Origin of the sequence: Trichococcus collinsii (genome assembly GCF_900107505.1) — a bacterium.
Lineage (GTDB): Bacteria > Bacillota > Bacilli > Lactobacillales > Aerococcaceae > Trichococcus > Trichococcus collinsii.
Genome location: NZ_FNQH01000006.1, coordinates 20,726 through 39,506 on the forward strand (window position 1 = coordinate 20,726; position 18,781 = coordinate 39,506).

Annotated in this window: 13 protein-coding genes; 4 read left to right on the plus strand and 9 right to left on the minus strand. The window is 44.4% G+C overall.

All coding sequences use genetic code 11. The annotated features are described in order from the left end of the window. Nucleotides 1-2 precede the first annotated feature (2 nt). Complete coding sequence (locus BLV66_RS12395; RefSeq protein ID WP_086986451.1) at nucleotides 3-8,759, minus strand: glycoside hydrolase family 94 protein; 8,757 nt, start codon at nucleotides 8,757-8,759, stop codon at nucleotides 3-5. Between the two features lie 116 nt (nucleotides 8,760-8,875). Next, nucleotides 8,876-9,022 carry a lmo0937 family membrane protein gene (locus tag BLV66_RS15465; RefSeq protein WP_143033135.1) on the minus strand — a complete coding sequence of 49 codons (147 nt, stop codon included), beginning with the start codon at nucleotides 9,020-9,022 and terminating at the stop codon, nucleotides 8,876-8,878. A 409-nt stretch (nucleotides 9,023-9,431) separates the two neighbouring features. On the opposite strand from BLV66_RS15465, the gene BLV66_RS12400 reads away from it, so the two are divergent. After that, the gene (locus BLV66_RS12400) at nucleotides 9,432-10,391 is read left to right on the plus strand and encodes an FAD:protein FMN transferase (protein ID WP_086986450.1); all 960 of its coding nucleotides are present in this window, start codon (nucleotides 9,432-9,434) and stop codon (nucleotides 10,389-10,391) included. 4 nt (nucleotides 10,392-10,395) lie between these two features. Then, nucleotides 10,396-12,036, plus strand: a complete 1,641-nt coding sequence (locus BLV66_RS12405; RefSeq protein WP_086986449.1) for an FMN-binding protein — start codon at nucleotides 10,396-10,398, stop codon at nucleotides 12,034-12,036. Nucleotides 12,037-12,126: 90 nt separating this feature from the next. On the opposite strand, the gene BLV66_RS12410 is transcribed toward BLV66_RS12405, so the two are convergent. After that, complete coding sequence (locus tag BLV66_RS12410; protein ID WP_086986448.1) at nucleotides 12,127-12,567, minus strand: OsmC family protein; 441 nt, start codon at nucleotides 12,565-12,567, stop codon at nucleotides 12,127-12,129. Between the two features lie 230 nt (nucleotides 12,568-12,797). Here BLV66_RS12410 and BLV66_RS12415 point away from each other — a divergent pair, with 230 nt between their 5' ends. Beyond that, a complete protein-coding gene (locus tag BLV66_RS12415; RefSeq protein WP_086986447.1) occupies nucleotides 12,798-13,418 on the plus strand; it encodes a metal-dependent hydrolase in 621 nt (206 codons plus the stop codon). Between the two features lie 281 nt (nucleotides 13,419-13,699). Here BLV66_RS12415 and folE read toward each other — a convergent pair whose 3' ends face one another. From folE to BLV66_RS12435, 4 genes are all read right to left on the minus strand, one after another. Then, complete coding sequence (gene folE, locus BLV66_RS12420; protein WP_086986446.1) at nucleotides 13,700-14,311, minus strand: GTP cyclohydrolase I FolE; 612 nt, start codon at nucleotides 14,309-14,311, stop codon at nucleotides 13,700-13,702. Between the two features lie 2 nt (nucleotides 14,312-14,313). Next, complete coding sequence (queE, locus tag BLV66_RS12425; protein ID WP_086986445.1) at nucleotides 14,314-14,979, minus strand: putative 7-carboxy-7-deazaguanine synthase QueE; 666 nt, start codon at nucleotides 14,977-14,979, stop codon at nucleotides 14,314-14,316. Next, nucleotides 14,980-15,411, minus strand: coding sequence for a 6-carboxytetrahydropterin synthase QueD (queD, locus tag BLV66_RS12430; RefSeq protein WP_086986444.1), 432 nt, complete (start codon nucleotides 15,409-15,411; stop codon nucleotides 14,980-14,982). It lies immediately after the preceding gene. A 328-nt stretch (nucleotides 15,412-15,739) separates the two neighbouring features. Further along, complete coding sequence (locus tag BLV66_RS12435) at nucleotides 15,740-16,069, minus strand: DUF2500 family protein (RefSeq protein ID WP_176974262.1); 330 nt, start codon at nucleotides 16,067-16,069, stop codon at nucleotides 15,740-15,742. 633 nt (nucleotides 16,070-16,702) lie between these two features. On the opposite strand from BLV66_RS12435, the gene BLV66_RS12445 reads away from it, so the two are divergent. Next, a complete protein-coding gene (locus tag BLV66_RS12445) occupies nucleotides 16,703-17,221 on the plus strand; it encodes a CarD family transcriptional regulator (RefSeq protein ID WP_086986441.1) in 519 nt (172 codons plus the stop codon). A gap of 93 nt (nucleotides 17,222-17,314) precedes the next feature. On the opposite strand, the gene BLV66_RS12450 is transcribed toward BLV66_RS12445, so the two are convergent. Both BLV66_RS12450 and BLV66_RS12455 read right to left on the minus strand, forming a co-directional pair. After that, nucleotides 17,315-18,166, minus strand: coding sequence for an aldo/keto reductase (locus BLV66_RS12450; RefSeq protein WP_086986440.1), 852 nt, complete (start codon nucleotides 18,164-18,166; stop codon nucleotides 17,315-17,317). Nucleotides 18,167-18,220: 54 nt separating this feature from the next. Next, nucleotides 18,221-18,667, minus strand: coding sequence for a MerR family transcriptional regulator (locus tag BLV66_RS12455; protein ID WP_086986439.1), 447 nt, complete (start codon nucleotides 18,665-18,667; stop codon nucleotides 18,221-18,223). Nucleotides 18,668-18,781 lie beyond the last annotated feature (114 nt).

An 18,781-nucleotide genomic window follows, 5' to 3' on the forward strand; every position in this document is an offset into this window, starting at 1 on the left:
ACCTATTTCCCCATCAACACTTCAATATCGTGCACTTTTCCATCATTGACCAATTCTAAAATGTTTCCTTCACGCGTTTCGCTTCCTTCGCTTATCGTCTTCACGCCCTTGTTGATGCCTTCAGGATTTTTGACTTTTATGTTATAGATGGACTCAAAATATTTGTACCTTATCGTGTATTCTGGCCATTTTTGAGGGATGCATGGATCGATTACCAGCTTATTCCCGAGTTTTTGGAACCCCAATATAGATTCTAACCCAGCCTTGTACATCCATCCTCCCGATCCTGTATACCACGTCCACCCGCCTCGCCCAGAATGAGGGTGGACAGCATAAACATCAGCAGCCATCACATACGGCTCAACTTTATATGTAGAACATTCCCTCTGGTTTCTTGCATTATTAATGGGATTAATGAGCTCATACAGCTCATGAGCCTTGTCTCCGTCGCCAAGTTTGGCGAATGCAATGATGACCCATGCGGCTGCATGCGTGTATTGCCCGCCATTTTCCCGGACACCTGGACTGTACCCCTTAATATACCCGGGCTCCATTTCGCTTGTGTCAAAGGGTGGAGTAAGAAGTTTAATCACCCCATCTTCTCTGGTGATGAGGTAATCTTCAACCGATTTCATCGCCTGTCTGACTCTTTCCGGATTCCCCGCTTCAGAAAGGATCGCCCAAGTTTGAGCAATTGAATCAATCTTACATTCGCTATTTTCTGCCGAACCCAGAGGCATGCCATTGTCAAAATAGGCTCTGATATACCAGTTGCCATCCCAAGCGGACCTCTCAATAGATTCAGTAATCTGATTCATTATATTGAAGTATTTTTCTGAAATTTCTGATTCTCCCATCTCAATGCATACTGGAATGATTTTTTTAAGCACACTCACCAAAAACCAGCCCAGCCATACACTCTCCCCTGCCCCTTTATTCCCAACCATATTCATACCGTCATTCCAATCACCTGAGCCCATCAACGGCAGTCCGTGATTTCCAAATTTCAAACTTTTCTCTATGGCTGCGATACAATGTCCAAATAATGTAGCAGACCTATTCGAAATGGAAGGATTTCCATATTTCTCCTGTTCCCCATTTTCAAGCAAGTCGCTTTCCAGATACGGCAATTCCGATTTTAATATTCCTTTATCCCCCGTTATGTCCACATATTCCATGGTCACATAAGGAAGCCAAAGAAGATCATCACTGAATCGGGTACGAACGCCTTTCCCGCTAGGCTCATGCCACCAGTGTTGTACATCCCCTTCCACAAACTGATGCGCTGCATGAAGAAGAATCTGTTTTCTCGCAATTTCAGGGCTCATGTGAACGACAGCCAAAGAATCTTGAAGCTGATCTCTGAACCCATACGCACCGCTGGACTGATAAAATGCCGAACGCGCCCAAAGTCGGCAGGAAAGGGTTTGGTATTGAAGCCACCCATTCAGCATAAGATCCATTGACATATCAGGGGTCGTAACCTGAATCCCTTCAAGTTTTTCTTTCCAGGATTCTTTTACAACTGTCAGCGCCCGATACGATTCTTGTACATTCCTGTATTTATCCGCAAGTTGATCCACCTCATCAATTGTTTCAGCCGCACCAAAAGTGAGTACGATATCCTTTTCCTCCATTTGATTCAGTGACACATTGACTTGCATAGCCGCACACGGATCATAACCAATTCCAACCGTTCCCGTAAGCTTTTCTTTTCTCAAGCATTCAGGATTGGCTAGACTCCCTGAGCCCATAAACTCTACCCGGTTTCCTGTAACACTTCTGTTTTCCAACGAAATGTCCATGAAACCAATTTTTTCTTTATATTCATCATGGTAAGGATTTTCCATCAACAGGACCCCGGCAGCATTTGAGCTTGTTTTTATGTGCATCGCGGTAACTTGGTCTGTTACACCCATAACCTGTCTCACATAGTAGATCAGAGACAGGTTTCTCTGTTCGTTGGATGAATTCGAAAGTGTTAAAATGCTGATTTTAATGCTTTCATCTTCAGGAACAAATTGGACCAATTTCTGTTCAATTCCGTGGCTGGCATGCCTAAATTCTGTATAACCAAACCCATGTCTTATTTCATATGCTTCTTTTCCTCTGATAGGTGAAGGTGTTACTGTCCATGATTCTCCAGTATCATCATCTCTGAGATACAAAATCTCACCTGGATCGTCACTGACTGGATCATTGGACCATGTGGACAGTTTGTTTTCGCGGCTGTTTCCGTACCAAGTATACCCTGCTCCAGATTCAGAGACGGTAAAACCAAACTTGGGATTTGAGATCACATTAATCCAAGGAGCCGGGGTAGTTTGGTCTTTTTCAATTCGAATAACATACTCCCTACCATCTTCAGTGAATCCGCCGAGTCCATTTGGATACAGGAGATCAGGTTTTTCAGAAGCATGACTGATATATTCGCTGCTTGATTTGGAATATGCAATTTCTCTTTGCTTTTCCGAGTCTCTTCCACGTGTTTCTTCTGTTTGCTCACTCAAGTTTCCGCCATCACCTCTTATTATCATTCTCGCCACGGCATATAGAAGGTAGATTTCCTCTGGACTCGTTTTGCTTTTGTCAATTATGTACACACCCCCTGATTTCCCTACCAATTGATGGATATGGCTTGAATTTAACGTCTCGATGATAGATGCATGCAGCGGGAGATCATAACTGTTAACTTCCTCACACAGTATGATCAGATCTACTTTTAACTTTTTGTACATCCAATACTCGTGGGCTTCTAAAAGTTGATCGAGCAGCCTAATCCCATCGGTACTGTTTATGACCAACAATACAACCGGATCGTCTCCGGAAATGCCGAAGCGCCATAGTGAAGACTGCCCCAATGTGTTCTTTTCGATCAATCCCTGGAATTTCCTTCTGGAAGGGCTATTGAACAAGATGCTAGAAGTCATATTTTGGTAAATTTCCAGTTGAGAAGGTTCTATGTCCAGGTATGCTGCTTCAAGGTGCCCGCTTGTGTGTGCTAGAGTGAACCCCCGGTCGATGAATTCATTCTGGGAATATTTCTCTATTAAGAGCAACAACTCTTCTCTGGTTGCGCTGAATGCAGTGACATAGGATATCTGCAAAGACTTTCCTGGAAGTATTCTTCCTTTCAGTCTCAGACTCATGACTGGATCGAGTACAGTTCCCTCTGTTCCTGAAAGAAGTATGTCATCATCCATGGCTGCCGGGGATGCTAAATCACGGTTTCGTCCGATAAACTGCATCCTGTCGGTTTCGAATTGCATGTCCCCTATGGTTTCCCCTTCAATCACGGCAAAATTAGCAGTCCATAGTTTTTTATCAGTGGAAGACCTTGGCCGATTGGTGGCAATGATGCCATTCAGGTCTTTAAGAATCTCTGTTTCCTTGAAAAGTTTATGAAATGCAGGGTGCGCAATATCTTCATTTTGTGTGGTCATCACGACCTCAAAGTAACTTGTGACTTCTATATCACACGTACTGTCTCCGGCATTTCCCAAAGTCATTTTTCTGATTTCAACATTTTCCTTTGGAACAACGATAACCTCAGTTTGCGTATGGATATCTCCATCTCTTCGTTTGAAAACGGCTTTGTCGTTTGTAAAAACCACTTCATATTTTTCAGGGATTTTGTACAGCGGTGCATAAGCGGGAGACCACACTTTATTTGTGGCTACATTTTTGATGTAGAAGAACATTCCGTACTTGTCCGCTGCATTGTCCTCTCTCCATCTCGTGATCGCTATGTCGTTGCAGCTACTGTATCCGGTCCCTCTATCCGTGATCATAACGGAATAATTACCATTTGAGAGAAGATGGACTTTCGGCAAAACAGGATCGGCAGTCCTAAAGGTCCTTGTAAGTCTGCTGTCTTTATACACCTTACTTTTGTCAATTTTAATTTTCTTAGGTTTCGTTTTCAAATTAAAGTTATAAACAGCCGATGGAATCGGCTCTTGAAGTAAAAACCGGGAAGCATACATGGCAGGGTTTTCGAAAAAACGTTTTTGCATGATAAAATCATGCAAAAAATTGTTTATAGCCATGAAACCCATACCTTGGTGGTGGGCCATGAATTCTCGGATGATGCTTCGCTCATCATCAATCAGTAGCCTGTCAGGTGTGTAGTCAGCTGCTTCATAAAAACCATAAGCTCCTTCCAACCCCTCCTCCTTAAGGTATGCGATGTTTTGGGCTGCACTTTCGGGGTCTATCTGGAGGGCTAACAATGTTGAGTAGGGTGATACCACCGTATCTTCCATCAGGCCTCTTTTCAACCCAAGCCAGGGCACTCCGAAAGCCTTATACTGATAACTTAAATTCACATCTGTGTCATTAAAACCGGATTCGGATATTCCCCAAGGTATATTATTCTGTTTGCCGTATTTTTTCTGGCTCCGAATGACAAAATTATAGGTTTCGTCCAACATCGTATTTTTGTAGCTCTTCATGATCAAAACCGGCATAAGGTATTCGAACATTGTCCCGGACCAGGATGCTAGCCCCTTGTAACCGTCATCCACTGTTAAGGACCTGCTCAATTTGAGCCAATGTTCAGAAGGTATTTCATCTCTTGCTATGCTTATATAGCTTGCTTGGCGAGCCTCAGAAGCAAGAAGGTCATAATAGGAGTCCGTCAATTCCCCTACATCCAAATCAAAGCCAATAGAGAATAATTGTTTTTTCTCGTCATACAATGGTAAAAATTTCGTGTTTTCTGAGAGGACAACTACTCTGCCAATCAATTCTTCATAATCCGATAAAAAGCTACTTACAGCATCAAGGGATGCAGAGAAACTCTGTCGTAATTCAGAAAGGAAACCCAGGTCTTCAGGGCATTCTTTTTCAAACTGCTCCATGTCTAACATAATTTTCCCGATGATAGCTTCCGAATTAGCATAAACATCCGGCAAATCCTCTAAACTCGGATTGTTCTTCAAAAGAGCAGTAATCTCTTCAAAGTCATTTTGGTAATGTGAGAAGCAACCAACAGACAGACTGTCCGGAAGTTTTTCAATCAAATCAATAGTTGGCATAAACTGTAGCCGCTCATCATTGATCATCACTAACATTTCTTTGATTTTAAATTTCCAGGATTCATTTGTCATGCCATCAAATTTTTCTCCCGTAGAAAAATCCCTCACAATCCTGTTCCATGAGAAAATGTCGATTGATTGAATTTGTTCAAATCCAAGTGATTGATAAATAGCCATTCCATCTTCCCCACCATTGTACAGGGTATCCCTGATTCCCTGTAGCAATTGCAGGTCAGTTAGCGGCATCTTAAGATACCCCTTTAAACCTTCAGACAAAGTTATCAAGTAGCCTACTAAATTACCGCTGTCGGCAGTGGAAATATATTTGGGCAGCAAGGGTCGCAATGATTGCGTATCATACCAGTTATACAAATGTCCATTCCATTTTTCCATTTTTTCAATCGATGTGATCGTATTTGAGACTTTCTCTATCATTTCTTTTGTTCCGATGTATCCAAAATCCCGGGCTGTAAGGATAGCCATCAATCCCAGGCTGATGTTGGTTGGTGAGGTTCTATGAGCAATGCCGTTAGGGGAATCTTCTTGATAGTTGTCCGGGGCAAGATAGTTGTTCTCAGCATTTGCAAATTCCTCAAAATAGCGCCAGGTTTTCCTTGCAATCCTGCTGATTTCGAAAAGCTGGTCTTTGGTGAGGGTGCATGGCTTTTCTGACTTGTTCTGACTGATCGCATAAGCTATATAAGGCGCACTCAACGACAGAACAAAAAACAGGAAGCTAAAAATAATTGCTTCCGATTGAAAGGATAACGCCAAAAGAAAAACGGCCAGTCCTATCCAGATTGAAGACTGCATTTCCCATATATAGCTTTTTAATGAATTGTTGTTTTTCCTTTCCTCAGCTGCCGAAGTTACCCATTCAAGCAAGTCTTTTTTGGTTATCAAAACGCGCCAAAGTGTAACCAGTACTGCACGTATGATCAAATAGGCCTGATACGGTAAAAAAATGAGTTTTAGGGCTGCCTGGTAAAAGGTTGCTTTGATTCCTACAATTGTCGGCAAGTACTTTTTTGTCCTTATTCGCTGGCTTTGTCGGTTCGACCTCAAATATCTTGTTGAACTTCCCACTACATTGGAAATAAGGTACACCGCCAAGGTCAGCACATACAAACCTATCCAATACATTTTGCTGCCTGGCAGTACGGTCAGTGCTAGGGTAAGCAAAGCAATCAAGCTTGGCGCTACCAAACTTCTTCTCAGATTGTCCATCATTTTCCATCTTGATAATGCTGAAAGCTGGTTTTTACCGAAGATAAACGGAAGCAACTGCCAGTCGCCTCTGACCCAACGGTACTCCCTCTTAACAAAGGAATTGTATGTTGCGGGAAATGAATCCACTAACCTCACATCTGAAACAAGTGCCGCCCTCAAATAAGATCCTTCCAGAAGGTCGTGGCTCAAGATGGCATTTTCAGGGAAAGTGTCTTTCAAAAGGGTTTGGAACACCTCCAAATCATATATTCCTTTTCCTGTAAATATCCCTTCACCAAAAATATCCTGGTAGATGTCGAATTCAGCTTCAGCATAAGGATCTGCATATTTTTGCCCAGTAAATATTCTCGAGAAGAAAGTGGCGTTGGTGCTTTCCATTTCAACATCAATTTTAGGCTGCAGAATGCCGTATCCTTCCGTTACAATCCCTTTCTCTTTATCAATTACAGGTCTATTCAAAGGATGTGCCATTATGCCGATCATTTTTTTGGCAGCATCCATGGGCAGTATGGTATCACTATCCAGCGTTATCACATATTTAATGTTTTTAGAGGTTGGGAAAGCTGGCGAAGCATAAACAATCGACGTTTCTTTCGAACCAAGGATCATATCGTTAAACTCAAGCAATGCGCCCCTTTTTCTTTCCCAACCAATCCATTTATTATTCTCTTTACTGAAGTATCTGTTTCTATGGAAAAAATAAAACCTTTCAGTTATAGGATCGCTATATTTTAGATTTAGCTCCTTTATGCCATTTATTGCCTTTTCAATTATTTTCAAATCATCTGCTTCAACTGGAGAGTCCCCATCTCTAAAACACCCTAATAACGCAAAATATAAATGGTTTTCCTTATTTAACAGATAATGTCTTTCCAGATTTCCCAGGAGTTCTTCAACCCTTTTCTCATCAGGAAGAATTGCCGGCACAACAATAATCGTCCCCATATCTTCAGGTATTCCATTCTTCAATTCCAGTTTTGGGAAAAATGCAGGCCCTAACCGGCTGCCGAAAAAATGATTTGCTGCACCTAACGCTATTTCTGAAGAAGGTATCAAAACTGCCAAGCCAGCAATGACTGCAATCAGAATTGTGTTTTGTGATGCATTTGAAACTGTATACCGAACCGTTGCCCAAATAATTGTCACCAATATTAAACTCGTTGTGGCGAAGTACAGCAGCCCTAGATTTTTCTTGAATATTTTCCCTATTTTTGGAATTATTTTGCTGCTTCCACCCAGCTTTTCGCCTAAAATTTCTGTCCCCTTGCCGATCAGATAGTAGCCCACATGATTGGTTCTCTGAAATTCGCTACTTTCAGCATCTGAATCTTTCAATTCTGGATAAGCCTTTTTAGTCAGTTCAATCGCTTCTTTCGCTAGATATGTTTCTGAAACACCATAAATGGCTGAAAGTTCCTCCACTTTTCTTTTATAATAATTTCTTGTGGCTATATCCATCAATGGATATATTTCTGCAGGATCCTCTTTCAGTATTTTCCCGACAAAGCTGATTTCCTCAAAAATAGTTGCCCATTCCAAGGTTGAAAAATATTTAAGACTGGTTATATAATTCCCCATTGAGACTGTATTTGATGATTGAAACTCATTTTCCTTGCGGATGGATTTCTCAATGGTTGTTCCCTGCTTTTCAAGGGTTTCTTCAATGACATTTAAACAATCGGTGTAATTTTTCCCCGATTTTCTGAGATAATATAACAAATGTGCTATAAATAAAAAATTGGTTTCATCAAATTCTTTTATGCTTATTCTGACTGAATCACATATTCCAACCATGTTCTCGCCATTGTTCCATCTTTCAAATATCTCTTCGGCTCTGTGTCGCTGGTTCTGCGTTTCTTGGATTTCCTCACAGATATGCCGTATATTCTCAATCAGCGCAATTTTCATCACGACAGGCATTGCCCATATCTCTCTGTCAAAAAGAATGTTCTCTTGCTGATATACCTTCATATATTTCAATAAATTTTCTTCATTTATTTTACCGTCCGTATGGGTCACCAGTTCCATAATCAGCGCAAATATTCTTGGATAATTTTTGAAATCTCCACCCCTTAAATCCGGCAGTTTTGAAAATGATTTTTTTGATAAACTTCTCCGTAATTCTTCCACCAGTTCTTCAATAAAATAAAAATTGTCAAGCAGCCATTCCGAGACTGGAGAAAACTGCTCATTTAGCTGTACATCTGAACTCAAATCGTTATAAACGGAAAGAATAAAATTATAGTTTTCAGCTAATCTTGGCACAGGCCAATTGGGAATATTGTTCGTCATGAAATTCGAATGCTCATCAGCCAAATCCTTTACATGCCTCTCAATTTCTTGCTCATTGAGAGGTACTTTCTTCATCCGAAAGCTGTAAATATTCCTTAGTTTTTTCAGTTCAAGTTGGAACACAATAATTGTAATCATCGCAATTATAAAGACAGCAACAATTGTAACTGTAGCGTAAGCATTTAGATGTATTTCCATTGATTGGCACCTCCCTTAAAAAATATAAAATAAAAAAGCGCAATGACCAGAAAAACAAACCTATTGTCTTTTCCGGTCATCACTCTTTCTGAATTTTGCATTGAAACTGTGAAATATTACAATTTTTTGCCGCTAACCAACTGCATTACTACCAGAATGACCGCAATCACCAACAGAATGTGTATCAGCGAACCAGCCGCCGGTAGCAAGGTGAAACCAAGCAACCATAAAACCAATATTACAACCGCGATTGTCCATAACATCTGTCTCACTCCCTCTCGTTAATTTGCTTTGAATATGTCAATTCTCTGCCACGCCTTTCATATGCTTAAGTTATGGTGAGCTGAGAAGTTGTTCCTTATAGGTATTCCTCGCCATACATAAAGTAAGCGTTTTCATTTATTCCAAAAGGAAATTTCGTCACCCTTTTTTACTACGTCCTTTTTATAGCCTATGGTCATTTTACCACTACTTATTAATTTTGCATAAAAATAGAGTTTTGCCAGAATATGTCAATAATTTCTCGGCAACGCCCTTAAAGCAACACCAAAACTATGTTGGTTCCGATATTCATTTTTTGTATGGATTTCTATCCCTATGAAATACCCTGCTCCATTTTTCCCGCAACTTTACGTCTTTTTTTCGGAGAATCGTCATACTTAGAGGCATACAATGAATGCATGCGAAAGAAAATACAAAAGAAATGGTGATTCCATGCAGATTTCGTTCCAAGCTTTCGGTACCTACAACCAGATTATGATAGAGGAGAATTGCCTGCCGCTGTTGGAGGATTGCCGGGCCTTGTGCGAAGCAATCGAAGCTAAATTTTCTGCCTTCCGGCCCTCAAGCGCGATTTCCGAAATTTCAGCGCAAGCAGGAATCCGGCCTGTCGCGATCGATGAAGAGACTTTTTTCATGTTAAAAAGGGCACAAGATTTTTCAAATCTTTCCCGAGGAGCGTTTGACATCACCATCCGCCCCGCCACCGCGCTTTGGGGAATCGGCAAAAAGGGAGATTTCGTGCCTGACGACGGGAACCTCCATCAGCTCCAGGAGCTCGTCAACTACAAAGGCCTCATCCTGGACCAAAAAAACGGCACGGCGATGCTGCAGAAAGCCGGCCAACAGATCGACCTGGGCGGCATCGCGAAAGGATATGCCGCAGATCGAGCCAGGGACTACCTCATTCAGAACAGATGCAGCTCAGCCCTGATCAATTTCGGCGGCAACATCGCAACGATCGGGAAAAAACAAAACGGTGACCGTTGGCAGATTGGCGTCCAGAATCCATTGGCGAAGCGCGGCTTGTTCATCGGAACAGTCGGACTGGCCAACCAAACGATGGTCACGTCAGGAGTGAACGAACGCTTCTTCATCCGCGATGGGAAAAGGTACCATCATATTTTGGACCCGCGTACTTGTCGTCCGGCTGATTCTTCCTTGTTGAGCGTGACGGTCATAGGCAACCGCTCCACCGATATGGATGCCCTGTCGACAGCCCTGTTCGTGCTCGGCCCCGATGAAGGCGCCAAATTGGCTAACCAAACGGGTTGCCACGCCCTGTTCATCTTGTCGAACCGGGAAATTTTTGCCACGGAAGGTTTCACTCAAATGCTGAAAAGAGAGGTATGATACCATGGATCCGAAAAGAAAAAACAAACTGAAACGAAAAATGCGCCAGTTCAAAAAAATCAATTTTGTCAGGAGGATTGTTCAGTTCGTCTGCTTCCTATTATTACCCGGATTCTTCATCCAGATCTATTCGAGCACAAAAGCCTTGGTTATGGCGCTTCTCGCCGGCAGCTTTTCTCTGCAGGCGAACAGCTTCGACCTCGTTGTCGTCCTGTCCGTCTATCCCCTCACGCTCCTGTTCGGCCGCTTCTTTTGCGGATGGATCTGCGCGATGGGCAGTCTCGAAGACTTGCTGACATCCATCCGCAACGGCTTGAAAATCAAGGCGCATCAGATCGGGGAGTCAACTGACAGCAAACTGAAGCTGTTCAAATACATTCTCCTGCTGTTCTCCATCCTATTCGTTTGGGTTCTCCAGATCGTCGCCATTCCGCAAGGTCTCAATCCCTTGGATGCTTTCGGGATTTTGGTCTCCTTGGAAAACCTGGATCTGCTGTTCACCACTTTCCTGATTGCGACAGTCCTTTTGATCGGCATCTTGGTTGCGTCCTTCTTTGTGCCGCGCTTCTTCTGCCGCTACTTGTGCCCGACCGGCGCCATCCTCAGCCTGATATCCCTGCCGCGCATGCTGACGATCAAGAAGCCGAGAGAGAATTGCCGCAACTGCAGCCTTTGCACGCAAAACTGCCCGATGTCCATTCCGCTTTACATAACGGATAAATCCCGCTCCGGCGAATGCATCGAGTGCGGCCAATGCGTAACCGGCTGCCCGATGAAAAACTGCAATATGCAATTTCTGGGAATGGAATTGAACAGCAAGACTCTGGGAGCCGTAGCCGCGACAAGCATCGTCGGCTTGAATTATCTCGGAACGATTACCGTGAGCGCGATGGACTTCGAATCCGCTCAAGCGACAACGACGATTGCCGAAGCTACCACACAGCCCTCCACAGTAGCAAGCACCGGCCAGTATCAGGACGGCACTTACGAAGGCAGCGCGCGCGGGTTCAAAGGGCTGGTCACGGTTTCGGTCACTGTTGAAAATGGCCTTATAACCGATATCGAGGACGTCTCCAACACTGATACCCATTCCTTCTTCGAGAGATGTTGGAGCGTGGTCACGGACGACATCATCGAAGCGCAAAATACCGATGTCGATGCCGTTACCGGCGCTACTTACAGCAGCGTGGGGATCATGGATGCGGTCGCCGATGCACTTTCCGGACAAACGGCCACAGCCTCCACAACAAGCGAATCGATTGAAGCTGATACCAGCCAGCAGGAATCGGCTGCAGCCAGTTCAGAGGAGAGCGCATCAAGCAGCGTTGCCGCAGGACAGTATGCGGATGGCGTATATACAGGCAGTGGCACCGGCTTCCGCGGCGAAACGGTTGTTGAGGTGACCGTGCAGAACGGACTGATAACCGACATCACCGAAACCTCAAAACAAGACGATGACCAATTTTTCTACCGCGCTTGGACCACCGTTATCGAGGAAATAATCACCGCCCAAGCAGTCGAAGTCGATGCCGTATCGGGCGCGACCTTCAGCAGCAACAGCATCATGGAAGCCGTCTCCGATGCACTCGGGTTGGCTTTCGAAAATCCGAACAGCTCGCTGTCAAGCGGACACGGCGGACACTAAGGACTTGCATTATCGCTTGAAAGTAAAAAAACAAGTGCCCCGAACGATGCTTATTGCGCATCGATTGGGGCACTTTTCCGTTTAATTTGTTCAAATGATGGTGGTATCAAAGCTGATGCTGGCCGGGTTGATCAAGGTGTCGCCGACCGGGCAATGTGATTCCACAAACTCCACGAAATGGCTGATTTCCGCTTCGGTATTATCGGCTTTGACGCGGTAGGTCGCATGAATGTCAGTGAAACCGATTTTGACATTCTCGTCGCCCAAAAATCCGTCCGTGTTCAGGTTCCCGCTCACCTCAACTTCAAGTTCATGAAGTTTGATGCCTAGCTTTTCCGCAAACATTCTTCCGGCGATGGCTTTACAACTGCCCAATCCGGCAAGCAATGCCTCCACTGGACTCAGGCCGATGTCTGTACCTCCGAATGCTTCCGGTTCATCCAGCACGATGGACTTGCCCCTGGCTTTGTTGATCACCTGGTAATTTTCGTGCAAACTGGTCGATGTTACTTTGAATAGTTGATTTGGCATTTCTGTTCCCCCTGTTTATTAAAATTTGTTAAGAAAAGAGTACCATCTTACTTACTTTTTGGATAACATACAAAACCGAACAGGCTTGATAGACAAAACAGAACATCAGCAGGCGGAAAGTGAATCATCTCAGCTCGCAAGGTTTTTGTTTCTTTTTGACCCTTAATCAGATATGATAACAACGGCAGGAACAAACGTTCTTACTTATTTTATTTTTGAAAGGATTCAACATGACTGGAAAAACACATGTAGCGATAGGTACTGCTGCCAGCTTGCTGGTTACGCAACCCTCCACGCTGAAAGAACTATTTATCTGTCTGGGCGTTGCGATTGTCGGGTCTGTCATCAGCGACATCGATGTCAGCACCTCGGAATCCCATCAGACACTGGACTGGATTCTTGGTTTGATCCTGGCGGTATCAGTGCTGTTGGCATTTGCGGAGTCCAGATGGTCGCTCGGGATATTCTCCGCGATTTTAAGCAACAGCTCCTACTCCCGGATCTTTTTCGGAACCGTCATTTTCTTAGGTATCTGCATCTTCGGAAAGGAACAACCGCATCGGTCGTTCCTTCACTCCATACTCGGACTGGCCTTGCTGAGCATGGCGGTCTATATTCTGTCTCCGCTGTTGGTACCTTATTTTGCGGTTGCGATGGCTTCACATATCGCGATTGACATGCTGAACCACAAGCGCGTGAAGCTATTTTATCCGCTTCCCGGCGGCATACGCTTTGGCTTGTGCAGCGCGGATGGCATCGTGAACGCTTGGCTGTTCAAAATCGGCAGTCTGGTGGTCATCATCGAAATGGTACAACTGATCGGCAGAATGGGATTGGCCTTTTTTTCATAGAGGGTAAAACAAAAAACACAAGTATTCCGGCTCACACATTGAGGCGGGATGCTTGTGTTTTTTGCTCATGATTGACTAAGTTACTCTGTCCTCCGGCGAACGCTGCCTTGGACGGAGATGCGATCTTGATTATCTCGTCTTTCTCCTGTTAACCGGTCTTCGCAGGAGTTGGAGCCGTCTATCGTTGCTGTCCTCCGGTGACAGAACCCTCACCGGAGATCAGGACCCGTTCAGCCGTCCGCCCCTCTATCCTCCGCTCAACCACCCATCACCGGCTAACATTACCCAAACTGATTCGAACTATCTTTCGTATAGAGCATCATCAGCTTATTGTTCAGCATCGGATCGGTATTGAAGCGTCCGCGCAGCGTGGTCGTGATGGTTTTTGCGCCCGGTTTCTGGATGCCGCGCGTGGTCATGCAGCCGTGCTCGCCTTGGATGATGACTGCCACATCTTCCGATTCGGTGATGTTCTCCAGAATCTCCGCGATGTCGCTGCCGATCCTTTCCTGCAGCTGCAGCCTGCGACCCGCCATATCGGCGATCCTGGCTATTTTGCTCAAGCCGATGACTTTTTGTTTGGGAACATAGGCAACCGCAACCTTCATATTGTACATCAACGCCAGATGATGCTCGCAGTGGCTGAATATTTCTATATCCTTCATGAAAACCAAGTCATTTTCGGCATTTCCCAAGGCCAAGTCATCCTCAAAAGTGGTGTTCAGCATTTCAGCGATTTCGTCGTTCGTGTAGCACATCCCTTTGTAGACGTCCTCGTACATTTTGGCCACACGTTTCGGCGTATCCTTGAGGCCCTCTCTCTCGGGATTGTCGCCTAAAGCAATCAAAATACCCTTAATATGCTCTTCAATCGCTTGTACATCAATTGCCATGGTTAAACTCCTCTCTCGTTCGGATCCCAAATGATTTTGTGGAGCTGCACCTGCATGTTTACCCCATTCATCTGGTTGTCCTTCATGAAATCGACGATGCTTTCCAGCTCGATGTCCCCGAACACCGGACTGATAAAGATGTTGGTTTTTTCGGTAAGGTTATATTTATTGATGAGTTCACGAGCTTTCTCCAAGTCCGTCATGCTCCCCGATACAAATTTGACCGTATCCTTCTCAGTCAGATGATCGAAATTTTCCAATGCCATCATGCGCTCCATCCCGCTGGAAGGAAGCTTGTAGTCCATCGTGAAGCTCGGTGGGTTATCCAGATCCGAAAATTTACTCAATAACACGCTACCGTTCGTCTCGATTTCGACATAGAGGTCCGGATCCTGCGACAGCAACTCCAAAAGTTCTCCCATGTCTTGCTGCAGCAATGGTTCTCCCCCAGTAAGGGTGACATTGGTGACCTGAGTGTCCTTGATGTAGGCATAGACTTCCTCTGCCGTCATCGGATCAAACGCGACTTTTCTGTCGTTGGCCCATGCAGTATCGCAATAGCCGCAATTCAGATTGCAGCCCGCAAATCGGATGAAGGTCGCTAATTGTCCGCACCTGCGGCCTTCGCCATTGATGCTGACGAATTTTTCAACTACCTGCAATACCATTTATCTTACCCCGCTTTCTTCATAAGCCGCGCTGTTTGTGGGTGTTTCATAAACGGTCGCCCGCTTCACATCATAACCCAAGTCAGCCATCGTTCTGTAGAAATGTGCGGCGAAATTTTCGGCTGTCGGACGGAACGGGAATTCGAGGACGGCAAAACCGTCTTCCTTGATGCATTGCAGCGTCTGTTCCCGCATGGTCCCCTGCTCGATGATCAGCGCGTGGTCCAAGTGATCCACGGCGGCCTTGAGATCCTTTTTCAAATCCCCGAAATCCACTACCATTCCGTCCAGTTGGCCGGATGTAACCAATTCTTCAGCTTGCACCTGGATTTCGACCCGCCATCTGTGGCCATGTATGTTTGCGCATTTGCCTTCATAACCCGCAAGAAAATGAGCACTGTCGAAGCTGTGTTCTGTTTTTAAAATATACATTTTTTTATTTCTCCCCTTAAAGTTGTTCTGCAGCAGGTGTCGCCACTACGTGGGCACACTTGCCGTTCTGCCGATCCGTCTTTCCAGAACTTTCCTTGTCTTTGATGGCTTCGAAATATGCATATCATTTATATTTTTTGGCACAAAAAAAGGGCACACTATGCCCATCAACAAACGACCGCTTCAAATACGCAGCAGTCAGGTCCTAGTTTTATTTTGAGACAGGATGGTTTCGAACTGTCTTATTCTGTTTTTTGATACCCATACAGACTACTACAGGAAAAATGGATAGTCAAGTTGCCCCGGAACAAAAGCAGACAAAGTTATCTCAAATCCGTTCAAATTGTCTGAACCATTTTCTTTTGTACGTCAGCCTACCGTAATCGCCGATGAAATATTTCCGGTATACTCCTCTGCCGACACGGAAAGTGATGCGTTCGCCCCCGTCTGCTTCAAAGGTCAACACATAGGTTATTGTCATCATCAATGAATCGCCGTTCATGTGACTCGCATTCTCCGTATCTTTCCCGATCAATTTGGCTTTTTCGGTAACCTCTACGGCAGTCAGATTCAAGACCCAATTAACAACCAGATACCCAAACGCAACGATAATTCCGATGCTAGCCAAAATCATAACCAACTCAAGATCCTCACCCATGTCCATCACACTCCTTGTAAAAATAATATCACTCTTTGGTGGAATATTATAACAAATCAGCAACGTAAACTTATTATTCAGGAATTCTTGGTATGTGCCCCCTCCATCTGCTCAGCTGGCTGAACGGGCAGCTATTGGGCCCGGTTGGGGATTCTTTGCGGTTTTTGATGTTTGGAGTTTTTGCCCGTCCGCGGAAATACCCCGCCGAAACCGGTTTTGGCAGGCTAACTGAAGCCTGATATCCAAAAATAAACCGCCAAAATGACTTTGAAGGGTTATTCGGTGCGATCGCCTCGCAAAATAAACCGCCAAACTGTATTTGGCGGGGAAACTCTGCCCTTCTGAAGACAAAATAACTCGCCGGCTGCTCTTTTTCGATTGAACGGTAACATTCCGTGCACTCTCATTCCAGCTGTCTCTCCACTTCCCGCAGCAGCAAGCAATAAAAACACCATATCCGCTCCATTTACAGTGCATCCCATATAATAGAAACTTTATTTGAAATCGCCTCTTACAAAAACAGTCAAAATTTGGTATAATATCTATACAACGTGTAGTTATGACAAACGTAAGTCCTGTTGTCATATATCTGCGCGCTTTTTTGTTGCTTTTGGAAAAGATATGGAGGATTAAATGTACAAAGTTAATGATTTGATAGTGTATGGAAACGAAGGGGTCTGCCGAGTCGAAGCGATCGAAGTTATGAATGTCACCGCTGTCGCAAATGATCGTCTATATTATGTTCTGAAGCCCCTGTATCGGAACGGAACAGTATTCACACCCGTTGATACGAAAGTATTTATGCGTCCCGTTATTTCTGCTGATGACGCACAAGAAATAATCGAACAGATTCCGTCAATCGAAACGGATATCCTATACAGCAGCGCGAATCTTCTTTCCGATCATTATGATAAAGCCATGGAACGGCATGATTGCAAGTACCTGATCCAAGTGATCAAAACGGTTTACCTCAAGAACCAAATCGCAGCCACAAAAAATAAAAAGGTCTCCGAAACCGACAGACGCTACATGAAAAAAGCCGAAGATATGCTTTACGGCGAATTTGCTGTCGTGTTGGATATGCCCAAAAATGAAGTTAAGACTTACGTCGAAGAAAAAGTTGCTGCAATTGAATTAAGTTTAAGCAAGTAAAACACTTTAAATGAAAAACAGAAATCCACTGATTCGGATTTCTGTTTTTTTGTGTTTGCTCATTCATCATTCAGTTCAGACGGTTTTACACCCTTAGACGCCCATTTTTCTTTCTGCCATCCATTTGATCATATTAGGATCGGCATGCGAGAAGAATTGGCTTTCACCGTCATCTAAAGTCGCAATCTGCGCCTTGTCTTCATCCGTCAAGGCGAAGTCGAATACATCCAGGTTTTCAGCCATGCGTTCCGGTTTGGTCGATTTTGCCAGGACAACGATATCCTGCTCCACCAACCAGCGGGTAATGACTTGCGCCACTGATTTGTTGTATTTTTTCCCGATGGACACCAGCACTTCATTGTTGAAGATGTCATTTTTGCCTTCAGCAAAAGGCGCCCAAGCTTCCGGCATGATGCCTTCCTCTTTCAACGCTGCGATAGCCTTTATTTGTTGATGGAAAGGGTTGATTTCGATCTGGTCCATTTGCGGAACGACTTTGTTAAAGGTCGCCAAATCCACTGCACGATCGACGGCGAAGTTGGAAACGCCGATTGCGCGAATTTTCCCTTCCTCCTGCAATTCCTCCATGGCTCTCCAAGCTCCATGGACATCACTGTAAGGCTGGTGGATCAAAAGCATATCAACGTAATCCAATCCCAAACGTTTGAGCGAGCGCTCGAATGAAGCTTTCACGCCTTCATAGGAAACATTTTCCACCCATACTTTGGTTGTCACAAAAAGCTCTTCGCGCGGTACGCCAGAGTTCGCGATTCCGCGTCCGACAGCTTCTTCGTTCATGTAAGACTGAGCCGTATCGATATGACGGTAGCCCGCTTTGACTGCTTCAATGACGGCTTGTTCTGCTTCAACGGGATCGGTAATCTGGAACGTACCGAAGCCTAAAACTGGAATCTCTACACCGTTATTTAATTTTACTGTTTGCATATAATAACCTCCAATTGGAATTTTTACTACAATGCTAACTCTATACTATGGAGTTCACTCTACAGCAAGCGGTATTTCCTGTTTTTTAAAATGTTTCATTGTCCAGAGTTCTTCGACCTCATCATCACTCAGTTCACCGGCATTGATTTTAGCGACATGATCATCAAACGTCTCGATTTTGTACTCCAGTAAATCCCTTGCCTGCATCATCTCTTCCAACTTTACGTTAATCTCCGTCAGCTGATCCTGCAGAATCTGTTTTTGTGCATCCCGCACATTATCCTTTGATTGCGCCAACGTTGCGAACTCTACCAACGACTCGATCGATAAACCGGCTTTCCGCAAACTCTTTGCCAGAAAAATCCAATTGAGATCCCTTTTCGCGTAGACGCGGTAGCCATTCTTGTCGCGCGTTATCGGCGGAATCACGCCGACCCGTTCGTAATATCTGATAGTATCGATCGGCATATCAAATAGCTGCGATACTTCTTTGCTGTTCATCTTCTTCACTTCTCTCTCGTGCTTAGTCTATGTTTATATTATAAACCATGGAGTGGACTTCATAGCAAACCTGGTGAGTAAATGAACGGAGGATATCTTTATCAATCCAACTGC